Below are 19376 nucleotides of genomic sequence, written 5' to 3' on the forward strand. Positions count from 1 at the left end.
AGGCGCCATGCGTATGCGACGAATGGTGCGATTGGACGGATGAACGGCGCGCAGCCGGCTCCGAGCGCGGGACGATTACGCCGCCAGCGCCTCCCGCGCGGATTGCGTCACCACCGTGGAAGCCACCGCCTCGGCAACCGTTTCGCGCGACAGATGCGGCGCGAACATCCCGATGAAATCATGCGCATAGCCACGCAGGTACGCGCCACGGCGCACCGCCACACGCGTGGTATTCGGCTCGAACAGATGGTCCGCGCCGATGCAGACAAGGTTGTCGTCCTTGCGCCCGTCATACGCCATCGACGCGATGATGCCCACGCCCACGTCCAGCGCCACATAGGTCTTGATCACGTCGGCGTCCATGGCGGTCAGCACGATCTCGGGATGCAGGCCGGCGCTGCCAAATGCCGCGTCGATGTTGCGTCGGCCCGTGAAGCCCGCGTCGTACGTGATGAGCGGATACTGCGCCACGTCTTCGAGCGTGGGAAGCGGGTTCTTGGTCAGCGGATGGTCCGGGCTGACCACCAGCACGTGGCGCCAGCGGTACGCCTCGAACGACGTCAGCCCCGGCTCGTTGGCCACCGCCTCGGTGGCGATGCCGATATCGGCCTGCCCTGTCAGCAACAGCTCGACGATGTGCGAAGGCGACGCTTCCTGCAGCGCCAGCGTGACGTGCGGATACTCCTTGCGGAACGACTGCACCACCTTGGGCAGCGCATAGCGCGCTTGCGTGTGCGTCGTCGCCACGGTCAGGCGGCCGGATTGTCGGCCCGAGAATTCCTCGCCGGCCTGGCGCAGGTTTTCCGCTTCCAGCAACAACCGCTCGACAATGCGGACGATCTCGCGGCCCGGCTCGGTCAGGCCCGTCAGGCGCTTGCCATAGCGCTCGAAAATCTCCACGCCCAGTTCATCCTCCAGCTCGCGAATCTGGCGCGACACGCCGGGCTGCGACGTGTACAGCGCGTTGGCGACTTCAGTCAGGTTGAACTGGCGGCGCACCGCCTCACGGATGGAACGCAGTTGTTGGAAGTTCATGCTCGTGTCCTCTCGTATTGGTTGTCGTCGGAGCGTCGTGTTACACGGCGGCTTGCGCGACGGGCCGTGCATTGCCTTGCGCGAATACCCGGATTGCGCGCGGGCGCACCACCAGCGTTTCGCCTTCACGGAAGCCCTCGGCGCGGAAGCGCTCGATGGGCAGGGAGACTTCGATGATGTCGTCGGTATCTTCGCGCTCCAGCTCAAGCTGCGCGATGGCGCCCAGCGTGAGCGCACGGCGCAGCGTCACGGGAATGCCCTCGGCGCCCGGCGCATAGCGCTCCAGGTCGATCTCGTGCGGGCGCACGAAAGCCACCGCCTGATCGGCGCGGGACGAATCCACCCCGCCTGACGGCACGGCGATGGCCGAATCGCCCACGTGCAGCACGCTGCCGCTCTCGCCTTCTTCCAGGCGGCCGTGGAACAGATTGACGTTGCCGAGGAAGCCGTAGACGAACGGCGTGGCCGGGGTGTTGTAGACGGCGCCGGGGCTGCCCACCTGCTCCACCTGGCCACGGTTCATCAGCACCACGTTGTCGGCCACTTCCAGCGCTTCCTCCTGGTCGTGCGTGACGAACAAGCTCGTGACATGCAGATCGTCGTGCAGGCGGCGCAGCCACCGGCGCAGTTCCTTGCGGACTTTCGCATCGAGCGCGCCGAAAGGCTCGTCGAGCAGCAGCACGCGAGGTTCCACCGCCAGCGCACGCGCCAGGGCAATCCGCTGGCGCTGTCCGCCCGACAGTTGCGGCGGGTAACGATCGGCCAGCCAATCCAGCTGCACGAGTTCCAGCAGCTCCTTCACCTTCGCGCGGATCTGCGCTTCACTCGGCCGCTGCGCGCGCGGTTTCACACGCAGGCCGAAGGCCACGTTCTCGAACACCGTCATGTGCTTGAACAGCGCGTAATGCTGGAACACGAAGCCGACCTGGCGCTCGCGCACATGCTGGTCCGATGCGTCTTCGCCGTTCAGATGAATGCTGCCCGAATCCGCATGCTCCAGCCCCGCAATGATGCGCAGCAGCGTGGTCTTGCCGCAGCCCGACGGGCCGAGCAGCGCAGTCAGCTCGCCCTGCTTGAAGTCGAGCGAAACATCGTCGAGGGCAACGAAGTTGCCAAAGCGCTTGGTGATGTGTTGAACCTGGATGCTCATGCTGCGCTCCCTTCGAGCGGAGATTGCACGGCGACGTGCGAATTCGAAATCGGTGTTTGTTGCGTAACGCGCTGGCCCGGCCCCTCGCCCACGCCGGCATCTGCGTCTGCCAGCTCGCGGCGGCTGCGCCATTCGACCAGCGTCTTCAGTGCCAGCGTCACAAGCGCCAGCAACGTCAGCAACGACGCCACGGCAAACGCGGCCGCAAAGTTGTATTCGTTGTAGAGAATCTCGACGTGCAGCGGCATCGTGTTGGTCAGCCCGCGAATGTGGCCAGACACCACCGACACCGCGCCAAACTCGCCCATCGCCCGCGCGTTGCAGAGAATCACGCCGTACAGCAGGCCCCACTTGATGTTCGGCAGCGTCACGCGAAAGAACGTCTGCCAGCCCGAGGCGCCGAGCACGATGGCGGCCTCTTCCTCTTCGCTGCCCTGCGCCTGCATGAGCGGAATCAGCTCGCGGGCCACAAACGGAAACGTGACGAACACCGTGGCCAGCACGATGCCCGGCACAGCAAAGATGACCTTGAAGTCGTGGTCGGACAGGTAAGGCCCGAACCAGCCCTGCGCGCCGAACAGCAGCACGTAGATCAGGCCGGCAATGACGGGCGATACCGAGAACGGCAAGTCGATCAGCGTGAGCAGCAGGTTCTTGCCGCGAAACTCGAACTTGGCGATCGCCCACGCCGCGGCTACGCCAAACACCACGTTCAGCGGCACCGCAATCGCCGCGACCGTCAGTGTCAGGTAAATCGCGGACAGCGCATCGGGCTCGATCAGTGCTTCAAGGTAGACGTCGACGCCCTTCTTGAACGCCTCGTAGAACACGCTCGCCAGCGGCACGAACAGGAACAGCGCCAGGAACACGAACGATATGAGGATCAGCGTGGCGCGCACCCAAGCGGATTCTGCGGTGGCCCCACGGCGGCCAACAGCGGGCGACTGACCAAGTTGACGGGAAACAGTACCGGCCATGTCAGGCTCCAGCTGCCGCGTTGGCGGTCAAGGGTTCAGGGGCGCGTTCGATGGTGTCGTTGCGATTGCCGCGGCGGCGCGTCCAGGCCTGCAGCAGGTTGATCACCAGCAACAGCGTGAACGAGATGCCGAGCATGACGACGGCAATCGCCGTGGCGCCCGCATAGTCGAACTGCTCCAGCTTGGAATAGATCATCAGCGGCGTGATCTCGGAGACCATCGGCATGTTGCCGGCGATGAAGATGACCGAGCCGTACTCGCCCGTGGCACGCGCAAACGCCAGCGCGAAACCGGTCAGCAATGCAGGCAGCAAGGTCGGCAGGATCACGCGAATGAAGGTCTGCCAGCGCGTGGCACCCAGGCTGGCAGCCGCCTCTTCCAGTTCGGTCTCCAGATCTTCCAGCACCGGCTGCACCGTGCGCACGACAAACGGCAAGCCGATGAACGTGAGCGCCACCACGATGCCCAGCGGTGTGAAAGCGACCTTCAGCCCCAGCGGTTCCAGCCGCGAGCCGATCCAGCCATTCGGCGCATACAACGCGGTGAGCGCGATACCAGCCACGGCCGTCGGCAGCGCAAAAGGCAGATCCACCAGCGCGTCGATCAACCGCTTGCCCGGAAAGCGATAGCGCACCAGCACCCACGCCACGATCAGCCCGAACACGAGGTTGATCACCGCAGCGATCAGCGAGGCGCCAAAGGTCAGCTTGTACGACGCCACCACGCGCGGCGCGGTGACGGTGGTCCAGAACGCATCCCACGTCATGGTGAACGTCTTGAGGACGGTTGCCGACAGCGGGATCAGGACGATCAGCGCGAGGTACAGAAGCGAAAAGCCCAGCGCCAGCCCGAAGCCGGGCAGCACGTTGGCGGGCTTACGCCGCTTGGACGAAAAAAACGCGGAAGGCAGGCTCATCAGCGCACCGATAAAAATGGCCGCAGAGCAAAACACTGCGGCCGATATGCAGATGAACCAATTGTGGCGGACTGTTCTTATGACGAAAACGAATATTTGCGCATGTGCATCATCGTTTTAGATATAAGGGGTGCTCGGTAAGACATCCCACTGCGCCTGCCAGTCGGCGCCATCGCGCGTGGTGTCTTGCGCACTTGCGCGGCCGATCAGGCGGTCGAGCAAGACCAGGCCGGCTTCCCATTCGCCGAGGTTGGAATCGGCGTTGATATGGCCCGCCTCGCCTGCGTCAATGAATTCGGCGCCCCAGCGCGCGCTCCAGTCGATGGCGTTGCCTTGCGGCATCCAGGGGTCGTTGCGACTGGCGACCAGCGTGGCCGGGAACGGCAAGGCGCGCGCCGGGAGCAGATCCCGCACACCGAATTTGTCCGGATCGGCCGGCGCGACGAGCAGCACCGCAGCCACGGCCTCCTTGGTCTGAGCCGCCCAGTGCAGCGACGCCAGGCAGCCGAAGCTATGCGCCACCAGAATCACAGGGCGCCTGCTGCGGGTTGGCGCACGCTCGGCAACCGCCGCATGCACCGCTTCGCCCACACGGGCAGACCAGCGTGGCAGGTCCGGCGTTGACCAATCCGTCTGCACCACGCGCCGCCACGCCGGAAAGCGCTGCTCCCAGCGCGTCTGCCAGTGGCCAGGGCCGCTGCCATGCAAGCCGGGAACGGTCAGGATGACGGCGTCTGCCGGCCACTGCCAGGCGGGTGCGTCCGATGCGGTTGCGGGTGCGCTGCGTGCCATGGGGTCGTGCTCATTGCGTCAGAGAAAGGCCGGCGGCGCACTGCTGCTGTTGCACCAGCGGCGCCTGCGCCATCGGTACCACCAGTGGCGTGGGCACAGCGTCCGGCTCGGGCTCCGCGCCGGGCAGGATGCTGCCCTGCACATAGGCGATACCGGCAGCGCGGGCCAGCTCCAGGTCGCTCGGGCGTTCGCACCGCCGCAAAGCCAGCGTCACGCCCAACTCCCGTGCGGAATCGGCCAGCGACACCACGTTTCGTGTACGCCAGTCGCGCCGTGCATCGAGCTTCAGATAGGCGGGCCGGGCATGCACGAGCAGCGCGCCGGCTTCCGCCGGGTCCGATGCCTGCACCGCCACGGCAAAACCGTTGCGCCGATAGTTGTCCACCACGAACAGCAGCAGCCCCAGATCGTCATTGGCCGTGGACGGCACCTGGATGACGAACTGCTCGGGATGCAGCCCAAGCGCCGTCACCGCACGGTGGAATGCCTTGCCATGATCGGCCGCCACCGCCGCCAGCAACCGGCCGTGCACATTGACGACCAGCCGCCGCGCATCGGTGCGGGAAAAATAGTTGAGCGTATGCACCAGCCGGCACAGGCGGTCCAGTTCGACCAGCGTGCCGTCATCCGACGCCAGCGAAAACACCTTCCACGGGTTCAGGCCCAGATCGCCGTCGCGCGTCCACGTGCGCATCAGCGCTTCGTGGCCGGCGGGCGCCAGCGCGCCATCGGCAGCCAGTTGCCAGACCGGTTCAAACAGGCTGGTCAGCGCGCAGTGGAAGAACTGGCCCTGCACGCGGCCGGCGGCGTCGCGCCACAACTGGCGGTCCGGCGTCGGGGCGCTCGGCAGCGTGCCGAGAAATTGTGCGAGTGCTGTGGTGTGCATCAGGCTCATGGGTGAGGCTCCTTGTTGGGTCGCCGTCTCCTCCCCATCCTTACAGTTTGGCGATCGATACTTCAGTCGCCTTCACCAGCGCAACCACTTCGCTGCCGATCTTCAGGCCAAGGCTGTCGACCGAGCGCGTGGTGATGACCGAGGTGACGATGCCGGCCGGCGTCTCCACGTCGATCTCCGAGAGCACGTCGCCCCGGATGATCTCCTTGATCTGCCCGCGAAACTGGTTGCGTACGTTAATCGCTTGGATGCTCATGATGATCCTTCTTAGATGACAACGGCACTACGTGCCAATGAATGTTTTCAGGAGAAAGGTTTGCAGCGCCTTACACGGCCCAGCGCACGGATGTGGCGGACACGTCAAAGGGTGATGCCCACGCCGTGTGCGAACGCACATCGGTCACTTCATTCGGATCGATCTTGCGCTGCATCACACGGTTGAGGATGGATTCCTCCAGCCGCGCAAACGCGGGCGAACCACGATGGCGCGGACGCGGCAGATCAATGCGTTCATCGAGTGTGATGCGGCCGTCTTCGATCAGCACCACGCGGTCGGCCAGCGCCACCGCTTCGGCCACGTCGTGCGTGACGAGCACTGCCGTAAAGCCCAGGCGCTGCCACAGGCCTTCGATGAGGTTCTGCATGTCGATGCGGGTGAGCGCATCAAGCGCGCCCAGCGGCTCATCCAGCAGCAGCAAGCGCGGTCGATGCACCAGCGCACGCGCCAATGCCACGCGCTGGCGCTGTCCGCCTGACAGGCGTGCCGGCCATTCCCCTGCCCGCTCGGCCAGTCCGACTTGCGCAAGCACTTCAGCGGCTTGCGCACGCTGCGTTTTCGGCAAGCCCAGCGCGACGTTGTCGAGCACTTTCTTCCACGGCAACAGACGGGCGTCCTGGAACATCACGCGGGCATCGTCGTGCAGGCCGTCTTCTGCTTCACCGTCGCGACGCAGGTGGCCGTCGTCAATGCCTTCCAGCCCGGCAATCAATCGCAGTAGCGTGCTCTTGCCGCAGCCGCTGCGGCCAACGATGACGACAAACTCGCCCGGCGTGATGTCCAGATCGATGCCATGCAGCACTTCACGATCGCCGTAGCGTTTGACGACGTGTTCGATGTGCAGGGCGGTGCCGGCCAGCGCGGCGTGTTCAGTGGCATTGCTTTGCATGCGTCTCTCCAATTCAGCCTCAGGCCGCCGCTTGATACCCAGGGTGCCAGCGCAGCCAGTAACGTTCCAGCCCGCGCGACAACCAATCCGCCAGCTTGCCGAGCAGCGCATACAGCAGGATGCCCAGCAGCACCACATCGGTCTGCAGGAACTCGCGCGCATTCATCGTCATGTAGCCGATGCCGGCCTGCGCAGACACCGTCTCCGCCACGATCAGCGTCACCCACATCAGGCCGAGCGAGAAACGCACGCCCACCAGGATCTGCGGCAGCGCACCGGGCAGGATCACCTCCCGATACAACTGCGCACGCGACAGGCCGTAGCTGCGGGCCATCTCCACCAGGGCAGGGTCGACAGAGCGGATGCCGTGATACGTGTTCAGATAAATCGGGAAGAACACGCCCAGCGATACCAGGAACAGCTTGGCCGATTCATCGATGCCGAACCACAGGATCACCAGCGGAATCAACGCCAGCACCGGGATGTTGCGGACCATCTGCAGCGTGGTGTCGAGCAGCGTCTCGGCTGTGCGGAAGGTGCCGGTCAGCAGCCCCAGCGCCAGACCCAGCGAGCCGCCGATTACAAAGCCCAGCAGCGCGCGCCAGGTGCTCACGGCCACGTGGGTCCACAGCTCGCCAGAGCGCGCCAGCGCAACGGCGGATTTCGCCACGTCCAGAGGTGCCGGCAGGATGCGGTTCGACAGCCAGCCCCATTGGGCAGAGGCCTGCCACAGCACCAGCAGCACAAGCGGCACGATCCACGGCGCCAATCGTTGCCGGGCGGTACGCAGGAAGGTGTTTGCCTTCGGTTTCGGTTTGGATTGGGATGCCATTGCCCTGCTCCTTTCGGCTCAGCTTGCCGCCACGCGCGGCACGATACCGGTGGCGATCACTTCGCCAAACGGGCCGTTCAGCACGTTGCCCGGCAGCTTGTCGCGCACCGAGCGCGGCAGCAGCGGGAACACCAGTTCGGCAAACCGATAGGCCTCTTCCAGATGCGGATAGCCGGACAGCACGAACGTATCGATCCCCAGATCGGCGTATTCCTTCATGCGCGCGGCCACGGTTTGCGGATCGCCCACGAGCGCCGTGCCGGCACCACCGCGCACCAGACCCACGCCGGCCCACAGGTTCGGGCTGATCTCCAGATCGGCGCGCGTGCGCTTGACGCCGTTGGCATGCAGCGCGGCCATGCGTTGCTGGCCGGCCGAATCCATCTTGCGGAAAGCCTCTTGCGCACGGGCCACGGTGTCGTCGTCGAGCTTGCTGATGAGCTTGTCGGCGGCCGCCCAGGCTTCGTCTTCCGTCTCGCGCACGATCACGTGCAGGCGGATACCGAAGCGCACGGTGCGGCCATGCTTGGCAGCGCGCGCACGCACGTCGGCAATCTTTTCGGCCACGGCGGCAGGCGGTTCGCCCCAGGTGAGATACGAGTCGACCTGTTCCGCAGCCAGCTCGTGCGCCGCTTCCGACGACCCACCGAAATACACGGGCGGATGCGGCCGCTGCACGGGCGGATACAGTACCTTCGCGCCCTTCACGCTGAGGTGCTTGCCGGTGTAGTCCAGCGCTGCACCTTCGTGGCTTGCCGCCAGCGTTTCACGCCAGATGCGGATGAACTCTTCCGAGGCCTCGTAGCGTTGCGCGTGATCCAGGAACAGGCCATCGCCGGCCAGCTCTGCAGGATCGCCACCCGTGACAAGGTTCACCAGCAAGCGGCCATTCGACAGACGGTCGTACGTGGCGGCCATGCGGGCAGCCAGCGTGGGCGCCATCAACCCGGGGCGCACCGCCACCAGGAAACGCAGGCGCTTCGTGACCGGAATCAGGCTCGCGGCCACGACCCACGGGTCTTCGCACGAGCGGCCGGTGGGAATCAGCACGCCCTCGTAGCCGAGCGTATCGGCGGCCACGGCCACCTGCTGCAGATAGGTGTGATCGACTTGGCGTGCGCCCTCGGCGGTGCCGAGATAGCGGCTGTCGCCGTGCGTCGGGATGAACCAGAAAACTTGCATGACAGCTCCTTGGACTGTGTTGTTCTCAGATCAACGCAACAACTCAAGCGCGGGCAATGGCCAGTTGCGCCGGGGTCGGGTGCCAGACCAGTTCGATCGGCTTGACCGGGCGCGGAATCAGCCCCAACCCGTGAAACGCATCGGCCACGCGCTGCTGCTCGGCAACCGCTTCCGGCGTGACCGGCCGCACGGGCGAAGGCGGCCGGCGCGACAGGAACAGATGCACCGTCGCCAGCGACAGCCCGGAGAAGTCCGCAATGCGCTGCGCGGCTTCCTTTCGGTTCTCCTGCACGAGGCGGTCGGCGCGCGAGAGCTCCGCAAAGATGGCGGCGATGGTGTCGCCGTGCTTTTCCGTAAAGGCCGTCGGCGCGAAATAGAACGAGTTGTTGGACGACAGCGTGCGCCCGGTGGCCAGCACGCGCGGCTTGATCGCGAGTTCGGTGGCGGCGTAGTACGGATCCCAGATCACCCAGGCGTCGATGGCGCCGCGCTCGAAGGCGGCGCGCGCATCAGCCGGCGTCAGGTACACGGGCTGGATGTCGGCAAAGCTCAGCCCGCCCTTCTGCAGGCCCCGCACGATCAGGAAATGCGCGCTCGAACCCTTCTGCAGCGCCACGCGCTTGCCCTTCAGGTCGGCCAGCGTCTTGAGCGTCGAATCCTGCTGCACGAGGATGGCGGAGCTGTCCGGCTTGGGCGGCTCCACGCCCACGTAGCGCAGGTCCTTGCCGGCAGCCTGCGCGAACACCGGCGGCGTATCTCCCGTGATGGCGAGGTCGAGACTGCCCGCGGACAACGCTTCGAGCTGCTGCGGCCCGGCCGGAAACTCCAGCCAGCTGATCTTGGTGCCCGGAAAGCGCTGCTCCAGCGCCCGGTTCTCTTTGACGATGACGAGGTTGACTGCGCTCTTCTGGAAACCAATGCGCAGCTGCGCCGGCGGCGTCACCTTGGGCAGACCGGCAGCCGCGGGGGTGGCGGTTGCGGCATTAGCGGCGTGTGCGACCGGCCCGAGCGTGGCCAGCGATGCGCCCGCCACGGTGGCGCTCAACAGGCGGCGGCGTTGGATGTTGACGATCATGGCGATCAGCGCGCGGCTTGCTGCGTCGTCGGCTGCCACGCAGAGTCGGCCACCTTGACGGGGCGCGGGATCAGCTTGAGCGTGTGGAACGTATCGGCAATGCGCTGCTGGTCAGCCAGGGCCTCGGGCCCGACGGGCTGGATGCCATAGGCAATGCGCGACACCGAACGCGCCACCACGGCCGGCTCCAGGCCGAGCTGCGGGCCAAGAATGTTTGTCACATCCTTCGGGTTGGCAGCGGCCCAGGTGTCGGTCTTCTTCAGCTCATCGAGCACGATGTTCAGCACATCGGGCCGCGCGCCTGCATAGCCCTTCGATGCCAGGAAGTACTGCGAGTTGTTGACCACGCCCGTGCCATCGGCCAGCACGCGCGCGCCCAGCTGCTGTTCGGCCGCGGCAAAGAACGGATCCCAGATCACCCAGGCGTCGATGGCGCCGCGCTCGAAGGCGGCACGCGCATCGGCGGGGGTCAGGTATACGGGCTGGATATCGCTGTAGGGCACATTGGCCTTTTCCAGCAGCTTCACCAGCAGGTAATGCACGTTCGAGCCCTTGTTGAAGGCAACGCGCTTGCCCTTGAGATCGGCCACGCTCTTGAGCGGCGACGTCTTCGGCACGATGATCGCCTCGCCGGCCGGCGCGGGCGGCTGGTTGCCGACATAGACGAGGTGCGCCCCGGCAGCCAGCGCGAAGATTGTCGGTGCTTCACCCGTGGTGCCGAAATCGATGGCGCCCACGTTCAGGCCTTCCAGCAACTGCGGGCCTGCCGGAAACTCGGTCCACTTCACTTCGATGCCCTGAGCGGCAAGGCGCTTTTCCAACGTGCCGCGTGCCTTGAGCACCGTCAGCGTGCCGTATTTCTGATAGCCGATGCGCAGTTGTTTGGCTGCGGTCGGGGGCGGCGCATCGCTATTGGCAAATGCGGCGGGCACGCCAAGCGTTGCAAGCAACGTGGCGGCAATGGTCAAAGTCCTGCGCAGGGGCGAGTGGGTTTTCATGGCAAGTTCGATCGATGCGGGGTGTATGGGCGACACGATTCGCGCGCGGCAGCCGCGCGGCGTGACAACAACGGAAAAATCCAGAGAGCGTGTGTATACGGCGGCGCGTTCAGCGCATCACGCCAGACATCGCATTCGTTCTTCGTCGGCGGCCTGGAACGTGGCACGCACCGCGCTGCGGCTCGAAACGATGACCTGCGCCACGGCCGGATGCCGTGCCAGCGCCAGTGCCTGATGCACGCGCTCCACGCCGTCATCCAGGCGCTGCTGCAGCGATGGGTCAACGGTCACGCCGTCATCCGCCACGACGATCTGCGAGTCGACTGCAAAGATGCCGGGCAGGATCGAGCGCGCCGCCAGCGCCGTCAGCACGGGGCGCAGCGCGTAATCGATCGCCAGCGTATGGGCCAGGCTGCCGCCAGTGGCAATCGGCAGCACGACCTTGTCGCGCAGCCCGCTCTGCGGCAGCAGATCGAGAAACGTCTTGAGCAGCCCGCTGTAGGCCGCCTTGTAGACCGGCGTGGCAAGAATCACCACGCCCGCCGCTTCCACCCGCGCCACCGCATCGGCGATGGCGGGGTCGGACACCTGCGCGCCGAGCAGCGCGTCGGCTGGAAGGCTGCGCAGGTCCAGGTGGTCCGCCTGCTCGCCGGCGCGTTCGAGCTGCGCACGCACGTGGCCCAGCAGGCGCGCAGATCGCGATTGCGCCGAAGGGCTGCCGGAAATCGTCAGGATTTGCATGATGCGGATCACCCGATGTCGTTACGTCGTGTGGGGCTTACTTGCCCGGTTGATAGAGCTGGTCAAACTGCCCGCCGTCGGCAAAGTGCGTCTTCTGCGCCTTCTGCCAGCCGCCGAACGTGTCGTCGATGGTCACGAGCTTCACCTTCGGGAATTCGCTCTCGTGCTTCTTGGCCACGGCCGGATCGGTCGGGCGATAGAAGTTCTTCGCACCGATCTCCTGCCCTTGCGGCGTGTAGAGGAACTTGAGATACGCCTCCGCGGCCTTGCGCGTGCCCTTCTTGTCGGCCACCTTGTCGACCACCGCCACCGGCGGCTCGGCCAGGATGGAAATCGACGGCACCACCACGTCAAACTTGTCCTTGCCTTCCACGCGCGCCGCCAGCAGCGCCTCGTCTTCCCACGCGATCAGCACATCGCCGATACCACGCTCGGTAAAGGTGGTGGTCGCACCGCGCGCGCCCGAATCGAGCACCGGCACGTTCTTGTAGAGCTTCTGCACAAAGTCCTTGGCGGTGGCATCCGAACCGCCCGGCTGCTTCAGCGCATAGGCCCAGGCGGCCAGGTAATTCCAGCGTGCACCACCGGAGGTCTTCGGGTTGGGCGTGATGACGGCGATGCCCGGCTTGACCAGGTCATTCCAGTCCTTGATGCCCTTCGGGTTGCCCTTGCGCACCAGGAAGACGATGGTCGACGTGTACGGCGAGGCGTTGTGCGGCAGGCGCTTCTGCCAGTCCTTGCCGGTCAGGCCTTTCTCGGCGATCGCGTCGATGTCATAGCCGAGCGCCAGCGTCACCACATCGGCATCCAGCCCGTCGATCACGGAGCGCGCCTGCTTGCCCGAACCGCCATGCGAAGCGCGCAGGGTGATGTCCTCACCCGTTTCGGCCTTCCACTTCTTGGCGAATTCGGTGTTGATTTCCTTATACAACTCGCGCGTCGGGTCGTACGACACATTCAGCAGTGTCGTCGCCGCATGCGCACCCACGGTTCCCCCCGCCACGATGGCAGCCGCTGTAGCACGTACAAGCGTGTTGAAAACAAACTTGCGAATCATCTTGCAGCTCCGTTTCTGATCTCTGATGGATTTGGAATAGGAGCAAGACTACCGAGCGGGTCTTGTACGGGGAACGAATGGTTTCAGGGAATGTTCATCGTTTTTTGCATATAGGTCGGTGAGGCTCGTGGCTGAAGGAAAACTATGATGGTCCATCCCTTGTCTCGTACCCTCCGGGCCCGGCAGGGGGTGAAACAAGAGATGCACCACCAACAAAAAAACAGAACAAAAAAAAACCGCTCTGGAAAAACCAGAGCGGTTCTTTGAAGCCCAGCAACAGCCTTAGTGCACAATCCTCTCAAACGAGAACTGCCCGTCCCGATAATCCACCGGCACCACATCCTTAGGCGCGAACTTGCCCTCCAGGATCATCCGCGCCACCGGATTCTCAATCTGCTGCTGGATCGCCCGCTTCAACGGCCGTGCCCCAAACACCGGGTCGTAACCCGCAGAGGCCAGCTTGGCCACCGCTTCGTCGCTGATTTCCAGCGCCAGGTCCATGTGCGCCAGGCGTGCCGACAAGCGCTTGAGCTGGATCCGCGCGATCGATTCGATGTTGCGTTGGTCCAGCGCGTGGAACACCACCACCTCGTCGATCCGGTTCAGGAACTCGGGGCGGAAATGCGTCTTCACTTCCTGCCACACGGCACCCTTGATCACGTCCGCCGGTTCGGTCGCCATCTGCTGGATGAGCTGCGAGCCGAGGTTCGACGTCATCACGATCACCGTGTTCTTGAAGTCCACCGTGCGGCCCTGGCCGTCGGTCAGGCGACCATCGTCCAGCACTTGCAGCAGCACGTTGAAGACGTCCGGGTGCGCCTTCTCCACTTCATCGAGCAGCACCACGCTGTACGGCTTGCGACGCACGGCTTCGGTCAGGTAACCACCTTCCTCGTAGCCGACATAGCCCGGCGGCGCGCCAATCAGGCGGCTCACGGAATGCTTCTCCATGAACTCGCTCATGTCGATGCGGATGAGGTGCTCTTCCGAATCGAACAGGAAGCCGGCCAGCGCCTTGCACAGCTCGGTCTTGCCGACGCCCGTCGGACCCAGGAACAGGAACGAGCCATAGGGCTTGTTCTCGTCCGCAATGCCGGCGCGTGAACGGCGGATGGCATCCGACACCAAACGCACGGCCTCGTCCTGGCCGACCACGCGCTCGTGCAGGCGGTCTTCCATCTTCAGCAGCTTCTCGCGCTCGCCGGTCATCATCTTTGCCACGGGGATGCCCGTGGCGCGGCTGACGACTTCGGCAATCTCTTCGGCACCCACCTGCGTGCGCAGCAGCTTGTTCGGCTGCTTCTGGCCGGCAGACTCGGCGGCGGTGGCGGCCTTCAGCTTGCCTTCCAGCTCGGGCAGCTTGCCGTATTGCAGTTCGGCCACTTTCTCGAGCTTGCCTTCGCGCTGCAGCTTGGTGATCTCCAGCTTGATCTTGTCGATCTCTTCCTTGAGCGCAGCCGCACCTTGCGCGGCGCCCTTCTCGGCCTTCCAGATTTCATCCAGATCGGCGTACTCCTTCTGCAGACGCTCGATTTCCTGCTCGATCAGCTCCAGGCGCTTCTGCGATGCCTCGTCGGTTTCCTTCTTGACGGCTTCGCGCTCGATCTTGAGCTGGATCAGTCGGCGGTCGAGCTTGTCCATCGCCTCGGGTTTCGAGTCGATTTCCATCTTGATGCGCGCCGCAGCTTCGTCGATCAGGTCGATGGCCTTGTCCGGCAGGAAGCGGTCGGTGATGTAGCGGTGGCTGAGTTCAGCCGCGGCCACGATCGCCGGGTCGGTGATCTCCACGCCGTGGTGCAGTTCGTACTTCTCCTGCAGGCCGCGCAGGATGGCGATGGTGGCCTCCACGCTCGGCTCGCCCACGAGCACCTTCTGGAAGCGGCGCTCCAGCGCGGCGTCTTTCTCGATGTACTTGCGGTATTCATCCAGCGTGGTCGCGCCGATGCAATGCAGCTCGCCGCGCGCAAGCGCCGGCTTGAGCATGTTGCCGGCATCCATCGCGCCTTCGGCCTTGCCCGCGCCCACCATGGTGTGGATTTCGTCGATGAAGAGAATGGTCTGGCCCTCTTCCTTGGCGATGTCGTTGAGCACCGCCTTCAGGCGTTCCTCGAACTCGCCGCGGTACTTGGCACCGGCCAGCAGGCCTGCCATGTCAAGCACCAGCACGCGCTTGTTCTTCAGGCTTTCAGGCACCTCGCCGTTGATGATGCGCTGCGCCAGGCCTTCGACGATGGCCGTCTTGCCCACGCCCGGCTCGCCGATCAGCACCGGGTTGTTCTTGGTGCGGCGCTGCAGGATCTGGATGGCACGGCGGATCTCATCATCGCGGCCGATGACGGGGTCCAGCTTGCCGATCCGGGCCATTTCGGTCAGGTCGATGGTGTACTTCTTGAGCGCTTCGCGCTGGCTTTCGGCCTCGGCGCTGCCGACGGTCTGGCCGCCGCGCACGGCGTCGATGGCGGCTTCGAGCGGCTTGCGCGACAGGCCGTGCTCGCGCGCAATGCGCCCGGCCTCACCCTTGTCGTCAGCCGCGGCCAGCAGGAACAGCTCGCTGGCGATGAACTGGTCGCCGCGCTTGATGCCTTCCTTCTCGGTTTGCTGCAGCAGGTTGCCCAGATCACGGCCGACCTGCACCTGTTCGCCACCCTGCACCTGCGGCAGATGCTTGATGGCACGGTCCAGCGCCGTGTCGAGGGCGCCGGTATTGACGCCCGCACGGGCCAGCAGGTTCTTGGTGGCCCCATCCGGCTGGCGCAGCATGGCCAGCAACAGGTGGACGGGTTCGATGTACGGATTGTCGTTGCCCAGCGCCAGGCTCTGCGCGTCGGCCAGCGCTTCCTGGAAGCGGGTGGTCAATTTGTCCAAACGCATTAAAAACCCCTTGCGGAAAATGTTTCACTGCTCCGAAAGATAGGGAGCTTCGGTGGCATTTCAAGCATGGAAACGCGAGTTTTGACGCAGATTTGCGCCAGAACAAACGGCGGCGCGCCTGCAGGCCACGCCGCCGTCCCAAGTGCGTCAATACCGTCCTGGCTATCGCATCAGTTGGGCACCGATACCGTCGCAACGCCGCCCGACACAGTCACCGAGATGCGGTCGCCCGCGGCCGGTGTGCTCGTGAAGTTCGGCACGTTGGCCGCGTTGATGGCCGGTGCAGCACCGGGCGTACCACCGCGCGGAGTGGTGCGCACCACCTGTGAAGGCGGCAGCGGCGTGCCGTTCTTCAGGTTGGCGTACATGGCGTCCAGCGCGCGCTGCTCATACAGCACCAGCGGCACGAAGAGCGTGTCGTAACCAGGCACGAGGTCGATGAAGCCATCGAAATGCTGCGCGTTCATCACCTCGATATACGACAGCTTGCTCGAGCCGCCCTCCACCCTGGCGTTCAGCCCCAGGTAAGGCCGCGAACCATGGTTGACCGGCAGCAGCGCGTCGTTGCGGCCCTGCACGATCAACGCCGGCTTGCCCTGCAGGTTGCCGGTGCGCAACGTCTGGCTGATGCCGGCCTGCAGCGACTGTGAAGCGGCATCGGCGCCCGTCAACAGGTTGCGCAGGCAAAGCGCGCCATCGAGGTTGGCGGCCTGCGTGCCGGTGGAGTCGACCGATTGGTTGCTGCGCGTCGGGCCGCCCTGGGCGTTGTTGTTGACGAGTTGCACGCCGGAGGTGGGCGGAATGCCGTTGCCAACCGCCGCCATCTGCGCAAGCGCCGTGGCGTTCACCGCCGTCGGATGGAACGACGCGTCGGTTGCCGCGAAACTCAGCCCGCACAGGTTGTCGGTCACGCTGGCGCGAGAAAGCGCGTTGCCAAATGTGGTCGACACCGATGGGTCGATCTCGTAGAACGACATTGACGCATGCACCAGGTCCGACTCCGGTTCCCAGCCGTAGGTGCGCATCTTCTGCAGCGCTTCGTCGGCCTGGGCAGCCGCCGTGGTGGACGTCAGCAGCCCAGCCGCCTTGAGCGCGGCGCAGCGATTGGCCTGCACGCCTGCCGGGAACGTCGTGAGGCTCGTAAAGAACGCCTGCGCGGGTGCGGTGGCAACGCTCGCAGACGACGCCGCGCACAGCCGGAATACATTGGCATAGCTCACGTAGTCGAACAGCGGTTTGCCAGTCGTCGGCAGCGTGGTGCCGCCGCGCACGACCTGCACACCGGTGTTGGGCGGCAGGTTCAGGCCGGGCTCGCCGACGGCCACCCCGTCGATCCACCCGCCGGTGTCCTGCTCTGCCGCCGCGATGGCCGCCCCGCCGCCGTTGGAGATGCTCGACGCGATGACGATGGTGTTGTCCGGACGGACCGGCAGTGCGCTGCCGACCAGCGCACCGCTCGTCCCAGCGATCTTGTCGTTGATCGCCCAGAACGCGAACTGCACGGCCTGCAGCGTGAACAAGCCCCAATCCTTCTCTGGGTTGCGCTGCGAATGCGCATGCTTGAACGCCAGCCGGTTCGGCGTGGCCGAATTGAAGGCAGCCAACTGGCTGCTGGTGAGCGGCGCAGCAAAGTGCGCGTTCGACCCGGCTGCGCTGCGCGTGGTGCGCGTGCCGTCCTGCAGGGCGACGGTGTCCGTAGCCAGGTCGTGCGGCCCGGCGCCGGTGCCCTTGTCGGTATAAGCAACGGCGCACTTGCGCTTGAGGCCCCACTCGCCGGTGGAAATCGCGCCATAGATGCCGCGCGAGCCCGACGAGGTGGCGGTGATGATGCAGGGGTTGTTGACGTCGAAGCTGTCCGGAATCTGCACGAGCAGCACGACGTTCTGCTGCCCTGTGCCGTCGTCGGAGTACGTCACGTATTCGGTGCCGGGGATCATGCCGGAGCCCTGCGTGACGTTGCCGCTGGCATCGACGTTCGGGCCATAGAGCGTGCCGTAGCCGCCCTTGGCCGCCGTGTCGACCAGCGCACGGTAGTTGGCGTAGATCGCCAGGCGGCGCAGCTCGGCTGCCGTGGGCGCCGTGGGGTTGGCGATGGCGGGCGCAGTGGCCGAAGCCAGGCCGCTTGCGCCCAGGCCGGCGGTCAGCAGGTCGTCTGATATGCCGTCGTACCGGTTGATGGTCACCTTGCCGGCAAAGGCGGGCTTGGTATTGCCCGGCACGTTGTTGCCGTCATTGCTGCCGCCGCAGGCGCTCAACACGCCGCAGCCGGCCAGCAGCACGGCTCCGACAGCGATGAGGTTGCTTGGCGAGACGTGCCTTCGCAGGCGCGCCGTTCGGGTTGGTTTCATTGCGTCTCCTTCTCGTTATGGATGGAACAACACAAAGCAACCCACGGCGGCCCTCGATACTGCACGTCCCTACGCCACCGCAGGCACTACCAGTATGTGAATCAAACTTCTCATTTACAACTCAACTCGCGCGATCGGCCTTGCCATCAACTGAACGTGCGCACCGTCCAGAAACCCAGCATGGTGAGAAACAGCGAGCCGCCCAGATGCGCCACGATGTGCAGCACGCCGATCACGTGGTCGCCGGCCAGGATGTTGGCGACAACCTCGCCGGAAAACGTCGAGAACGTGGTGAGCCCGCCCAGAAAACCGGTGATGACCAGCAAACGCCATTCCGGTGGCAGCCCCGCATGCGTATCGAAAAAACCCACCGCAACGCCGATCAGGTAGCCCCCCACCAGATTGGCTGCCAGCGTGCCATACGGCAAGGCCGGATTGACGGCGTTCAACAAGATGGCGAGCGCCCAGCGCAACCAGGCTCCCAGCGCAGCACCCACCCCAACTGCCAGAAAGCCCATTCCGCTCATGCGGTCGCGTCCTTGTTATTCGTAGTCGTTGGGTTGCGCCGATGCGCCGGGCTGATTGGCCGTGCTCGCCGCGCCGTTGGAGGTGGCAATGCCCCAGCGGGCGAGCGCCTTGTCGTCGGTGACACGCGCATCAACCCAGCGCGCGCCTTCGGGCGTCTGTTCCTTCTTCCAGAACGGCGCCTCGCTCTTGAGGTAATCCATGATGAATTCGCACGCGGCAAAGGATTCCCCGCGGTGCTTGGACGCGACCGCCACCAGCACGATCTGGTCTTGCGGCTTGAGCTTGCCAACGCGGTGGATGACAAGCGCGTCGATCAGCTCCCAGCGCTGCATGGCCGCGCTCACAATATCGGCGAGCGCCTTTTCGGTCATGCCGGGATAGTGCTCCAGCTCCATCTCCGACACACCTGTGCCGTCGTTGATATCTCGCACCGTGCCGATGAAGCTGGCCACCGCGCCAATGTTCGGGCGGCCGGCACGGAGCGCTGCAATCTCGGCGCCGAGGTCGAAGTCGGCTTCCTGTACGCGGACGGACATGGTCGGTCTCCTGCGCTCAGCCGCCGGTCACGGGCGGGAAGAAGGCGACTTCGCAGCCGTCGTGCACGGCGGTATCGGCCGGTACGATCTGGTGGTCCACCGCCATGCGCAGCGCACGGCCTTCGGCCAGCGTTTCGCCCCAGACCGGACCCCGCTGCGCGAGCCAGCGGCGCACATCGCCCACGGTGCGCACCGCTTCCGGCACAACCACCCGCTCCTGCGAGGTTCCCAGCTGTTCACGCACGCTGGCAAAGAAACGAAGCTCGATCTGCATGGC

The 19376-nt window shown here is 65.1% G+C and carries 19 protein-coding genes; all 19 read right to left on the minus strand.

Translation table 11 applies throughout. The annotated features are described in order from the left end of the window. Positions 1 to 75 precede the first annotated feature (75 nt). Positions 76 to 1035 (minus strand): CysB family HTH-type transcriptional regulator, encoded by a 960-nt coding sequence (locus ACUXH0_RS14220; RefSeq protein WP_004626564.1) that lies wholly within the window; start codon positions 1033 to 1035, stop codon positions 76 to 78. Positions 1036 to 1075: 40 nt separating this feature from the next. After that, the gene (locus ACUXH0_RS14225; protein ID WP_012435419.1) at positions 1076 to 2185 is read right to left on the minus strand and encodes a sulfate/molybdate ABC transporter ATP-binding protein; all 1110 of its coding nucleotides are present in this window, start codon (positions 2183 to 2185) and stop codon (positions 1076 to 1078) included. Continuing rightward, positions 2182 to 3162, minus strand: coding sequence for a sulfate ABC transporter permease subunit CysW (gene cysW / locus ACUXH0_RS14230; protein WP_182594123.1), 981 nt, complete (start codon positions 3160 to 3162; stop codon positions 2182 to 2184). Before cysW ends, ACUXH0_RS14225 begins: the two co-directional genes overlap by 4 nt. Position 3163: 1 nt before the next feature. Further along, positions 3164 to 4078: a sulfate ABC transporter permease subunit CysT gene (cysT, locus tag ACUXH0_RS14235; protein ID WP_182594122.1), complete on the minus strand. Its 915-nt coding sequence runs from the start codon at positions 4076 to 4078 to the stop codon at positions 3164 to 3166. A gap of 117 nt (positions 4079 to 4195) precedes the next feature. After that, positions 4196 to 4870 carry an RBBP9/YdeN family alpha/beta hydrolase gene (locus ACUXH0_RS14240; RefSeq protein ID WP_004626560.1) on the minus strand — a complete coding sequence of 225 codons (675 nt, stop codon included), beginning with the start codon at positions 4868 to 4870 and terminating at the stop codon, positions 4196 to 4198. A 10-nt stretch (positions 4871 to 4880) separates the two neighbouring features. Continuing rightward, on the minus strand, positions 4881 to 5765 hold the full coding sequence (locus tag ACUXH0_RS14245) for an EAL domain-containing protein (RefSeq protein ID WP_004626559.1): 885 nt from the start codon (positions 5763 to 5765) through the stop codon (positions 4881 to 4883). Positions 5766 to 5805: 40 nt separating this feature from the next. Next, positions 5806 to 6021, minus strand: coding sequence for a TOBE domain-containing protein (locus ACUXH0_RS14250; RefSeq protein WP_004626558.1), 216 nt, complete (start codon positions 6019 to 6021; stop codon positions 5806 to 5808). 70 nt (positions 6022 to 6091) lie between these two features. Further along, the gene (locus ACUXH0_RS14255) at positions 6092 to 6931 is read right to left on the minus strand and encodes an ATP-binding cassette domain-containing protein (protein ID WP_004626557.1); all 840 of its coding nucleotides are present in this window, start codon (positions 6929 to 6931) and stop codon (positions 6092 to 6094) included. A 19-nt stretch (positions 6932 to 6950) separates the two neighbouring features. Beyond that, positions 6951 to 7763, minus strand: a complete 813-nt coding sequence (gene ssuC, locus ACUXH0_RS14260) for an aliphatic sulfonate ABC transporter permease SsuC (RefSeq protein ID WP_012435417.1) — start codon at positions 7761 to 7763, stop codon at positions 6951 to 6953. 18 nt (positions 7764 to 7781) lie between these two features. Then, positions 7782 to 8945, minus strand: coding sequence for an FMNH2-dependent alkanesulfonate monooxygenase (gene ssuD / locus ACUXH0_RS14265; RefSeq protein ID WP_012435416.1), 1164 nt, complete (start codon positions 8943 to 8945; stop codon positions 7782 to 7784). A gap of 43 nt (positions 8946 to 8988) precedes the next feature. Beyond that, positions 8989 to 10020 carry a sulfonate ABC transporter substrate-binding protein gene (locus ACUXH0_RS14270; protein ID WP_182594172.1) on the minus strand — a complete coding sequence of 344 codons (1032 nt, stop codon included), beginning with the start codon at positions 10018 to 10020 and terminating at the stop codon, positions 8989 to 8991. A gap of 5 nt (positions 10021 to 10025) precedes the next feature. Beyond that, positions 10026 to 11018: a sulfonate ABC transporter substrate-binding protein gene (locus ACUXH0_RS14275; RefSeq protein ID WP_012435414.1), complete on the minus strand. Its 993-nt coding sequence runs from the start codon at positions 11016 to 11018 to the stop codon at positions 10026 to 10028. A gap of 117 nt (positions 11019 to 11135) precedes the next feature. Continuing rightward, entirely contained in the window at positions 11136 to 11759 is a 624-nt protein-coding gene (ssuE, locus tag ACUXH0_RS14280) for an NADPH-dependent FMN reductase (protein ID WP_004626546.1), read from the minus strand. Between the two features lie 37 nt (positions 11760 to 11796). After that, complete coding sequence (locus tag ACUXH0_RS14285) at positions 11797 to 12816, minus strand: sulfate ABC transporter substrate-binding protein (RefSeq protein ID WP_004626544.1); 1020 nt, start codon at positions 12814 to 12816, stop codon at positions 11797 to 11799. Between the two features lie 282 nt (positions 12817 to 13098). Continuing rightward, entirely contained in the window at positions 13099 to 15687 is a 2589-nt protein-coding gene (gene clpB, locus ACUXH0_RS14290) for an ATP-dependent chaperone ClpB (RefSeq protein ID WP_012435412.1), read from the minus strand. A 170-nt stretch (positions 15688 to 15857) separates the two neighbouring features. After that, positions 15858 to 18035 (minus strand): 3-hydroxybutyrate oligomer hydrolase family protein, encoded by a 2178-nt coding sequence (locus ACUXH0_RS14295; protein WP_012435411.1) that lies wholly within the window; start codon positions 18033 to 18035, stop codon positions 15858 to 15860. A 146-nt stretch (positions 18036 to 18181) separates the two neighbouring features. Beyond that, entirely contained in the window at positions 18182 to 18562 is a 381-nt protein-coding gene (gene crcB, locus ACUXH0_RS14300) for a fluoride efflux transporter CrcB (RefSeq protein ID WP_012435410.1), read from the minus strand. Between the two features lie 15 nt (positions 18563 to 18577). After that, positions 18578 to 19099: a molybdenum cofactor biosynthesis protein MoaE gene (locus ACUXH0_RS14305; protein ID WP_004626536.1), complete on the minus strand. Its 522-nt coding sequence runs from the start codon at positions 19097 to 19099 to the stop codon at positions 18578 to 18580. A 16-nt stretch (positions 19100 to 19115) separates the two neighbouring features. Continuing rightward, positions 19116 to 19373 (minus strand): molybdopterin converting factor subunit 1, encoded by a 258-nt coding sequence (moaD, locus tag ACUXH0_RS14310; protein WP_004626535.1) that lies wholly within the window; start codon positions 19371 to 19373, stop codon positions 19116 to 19118. Positions 19374 to 19376 lie beyond the last annotated feature (3 nt).

The organism is Ralstonia sp. 110700041-2, from assembly GCF_056280165.1.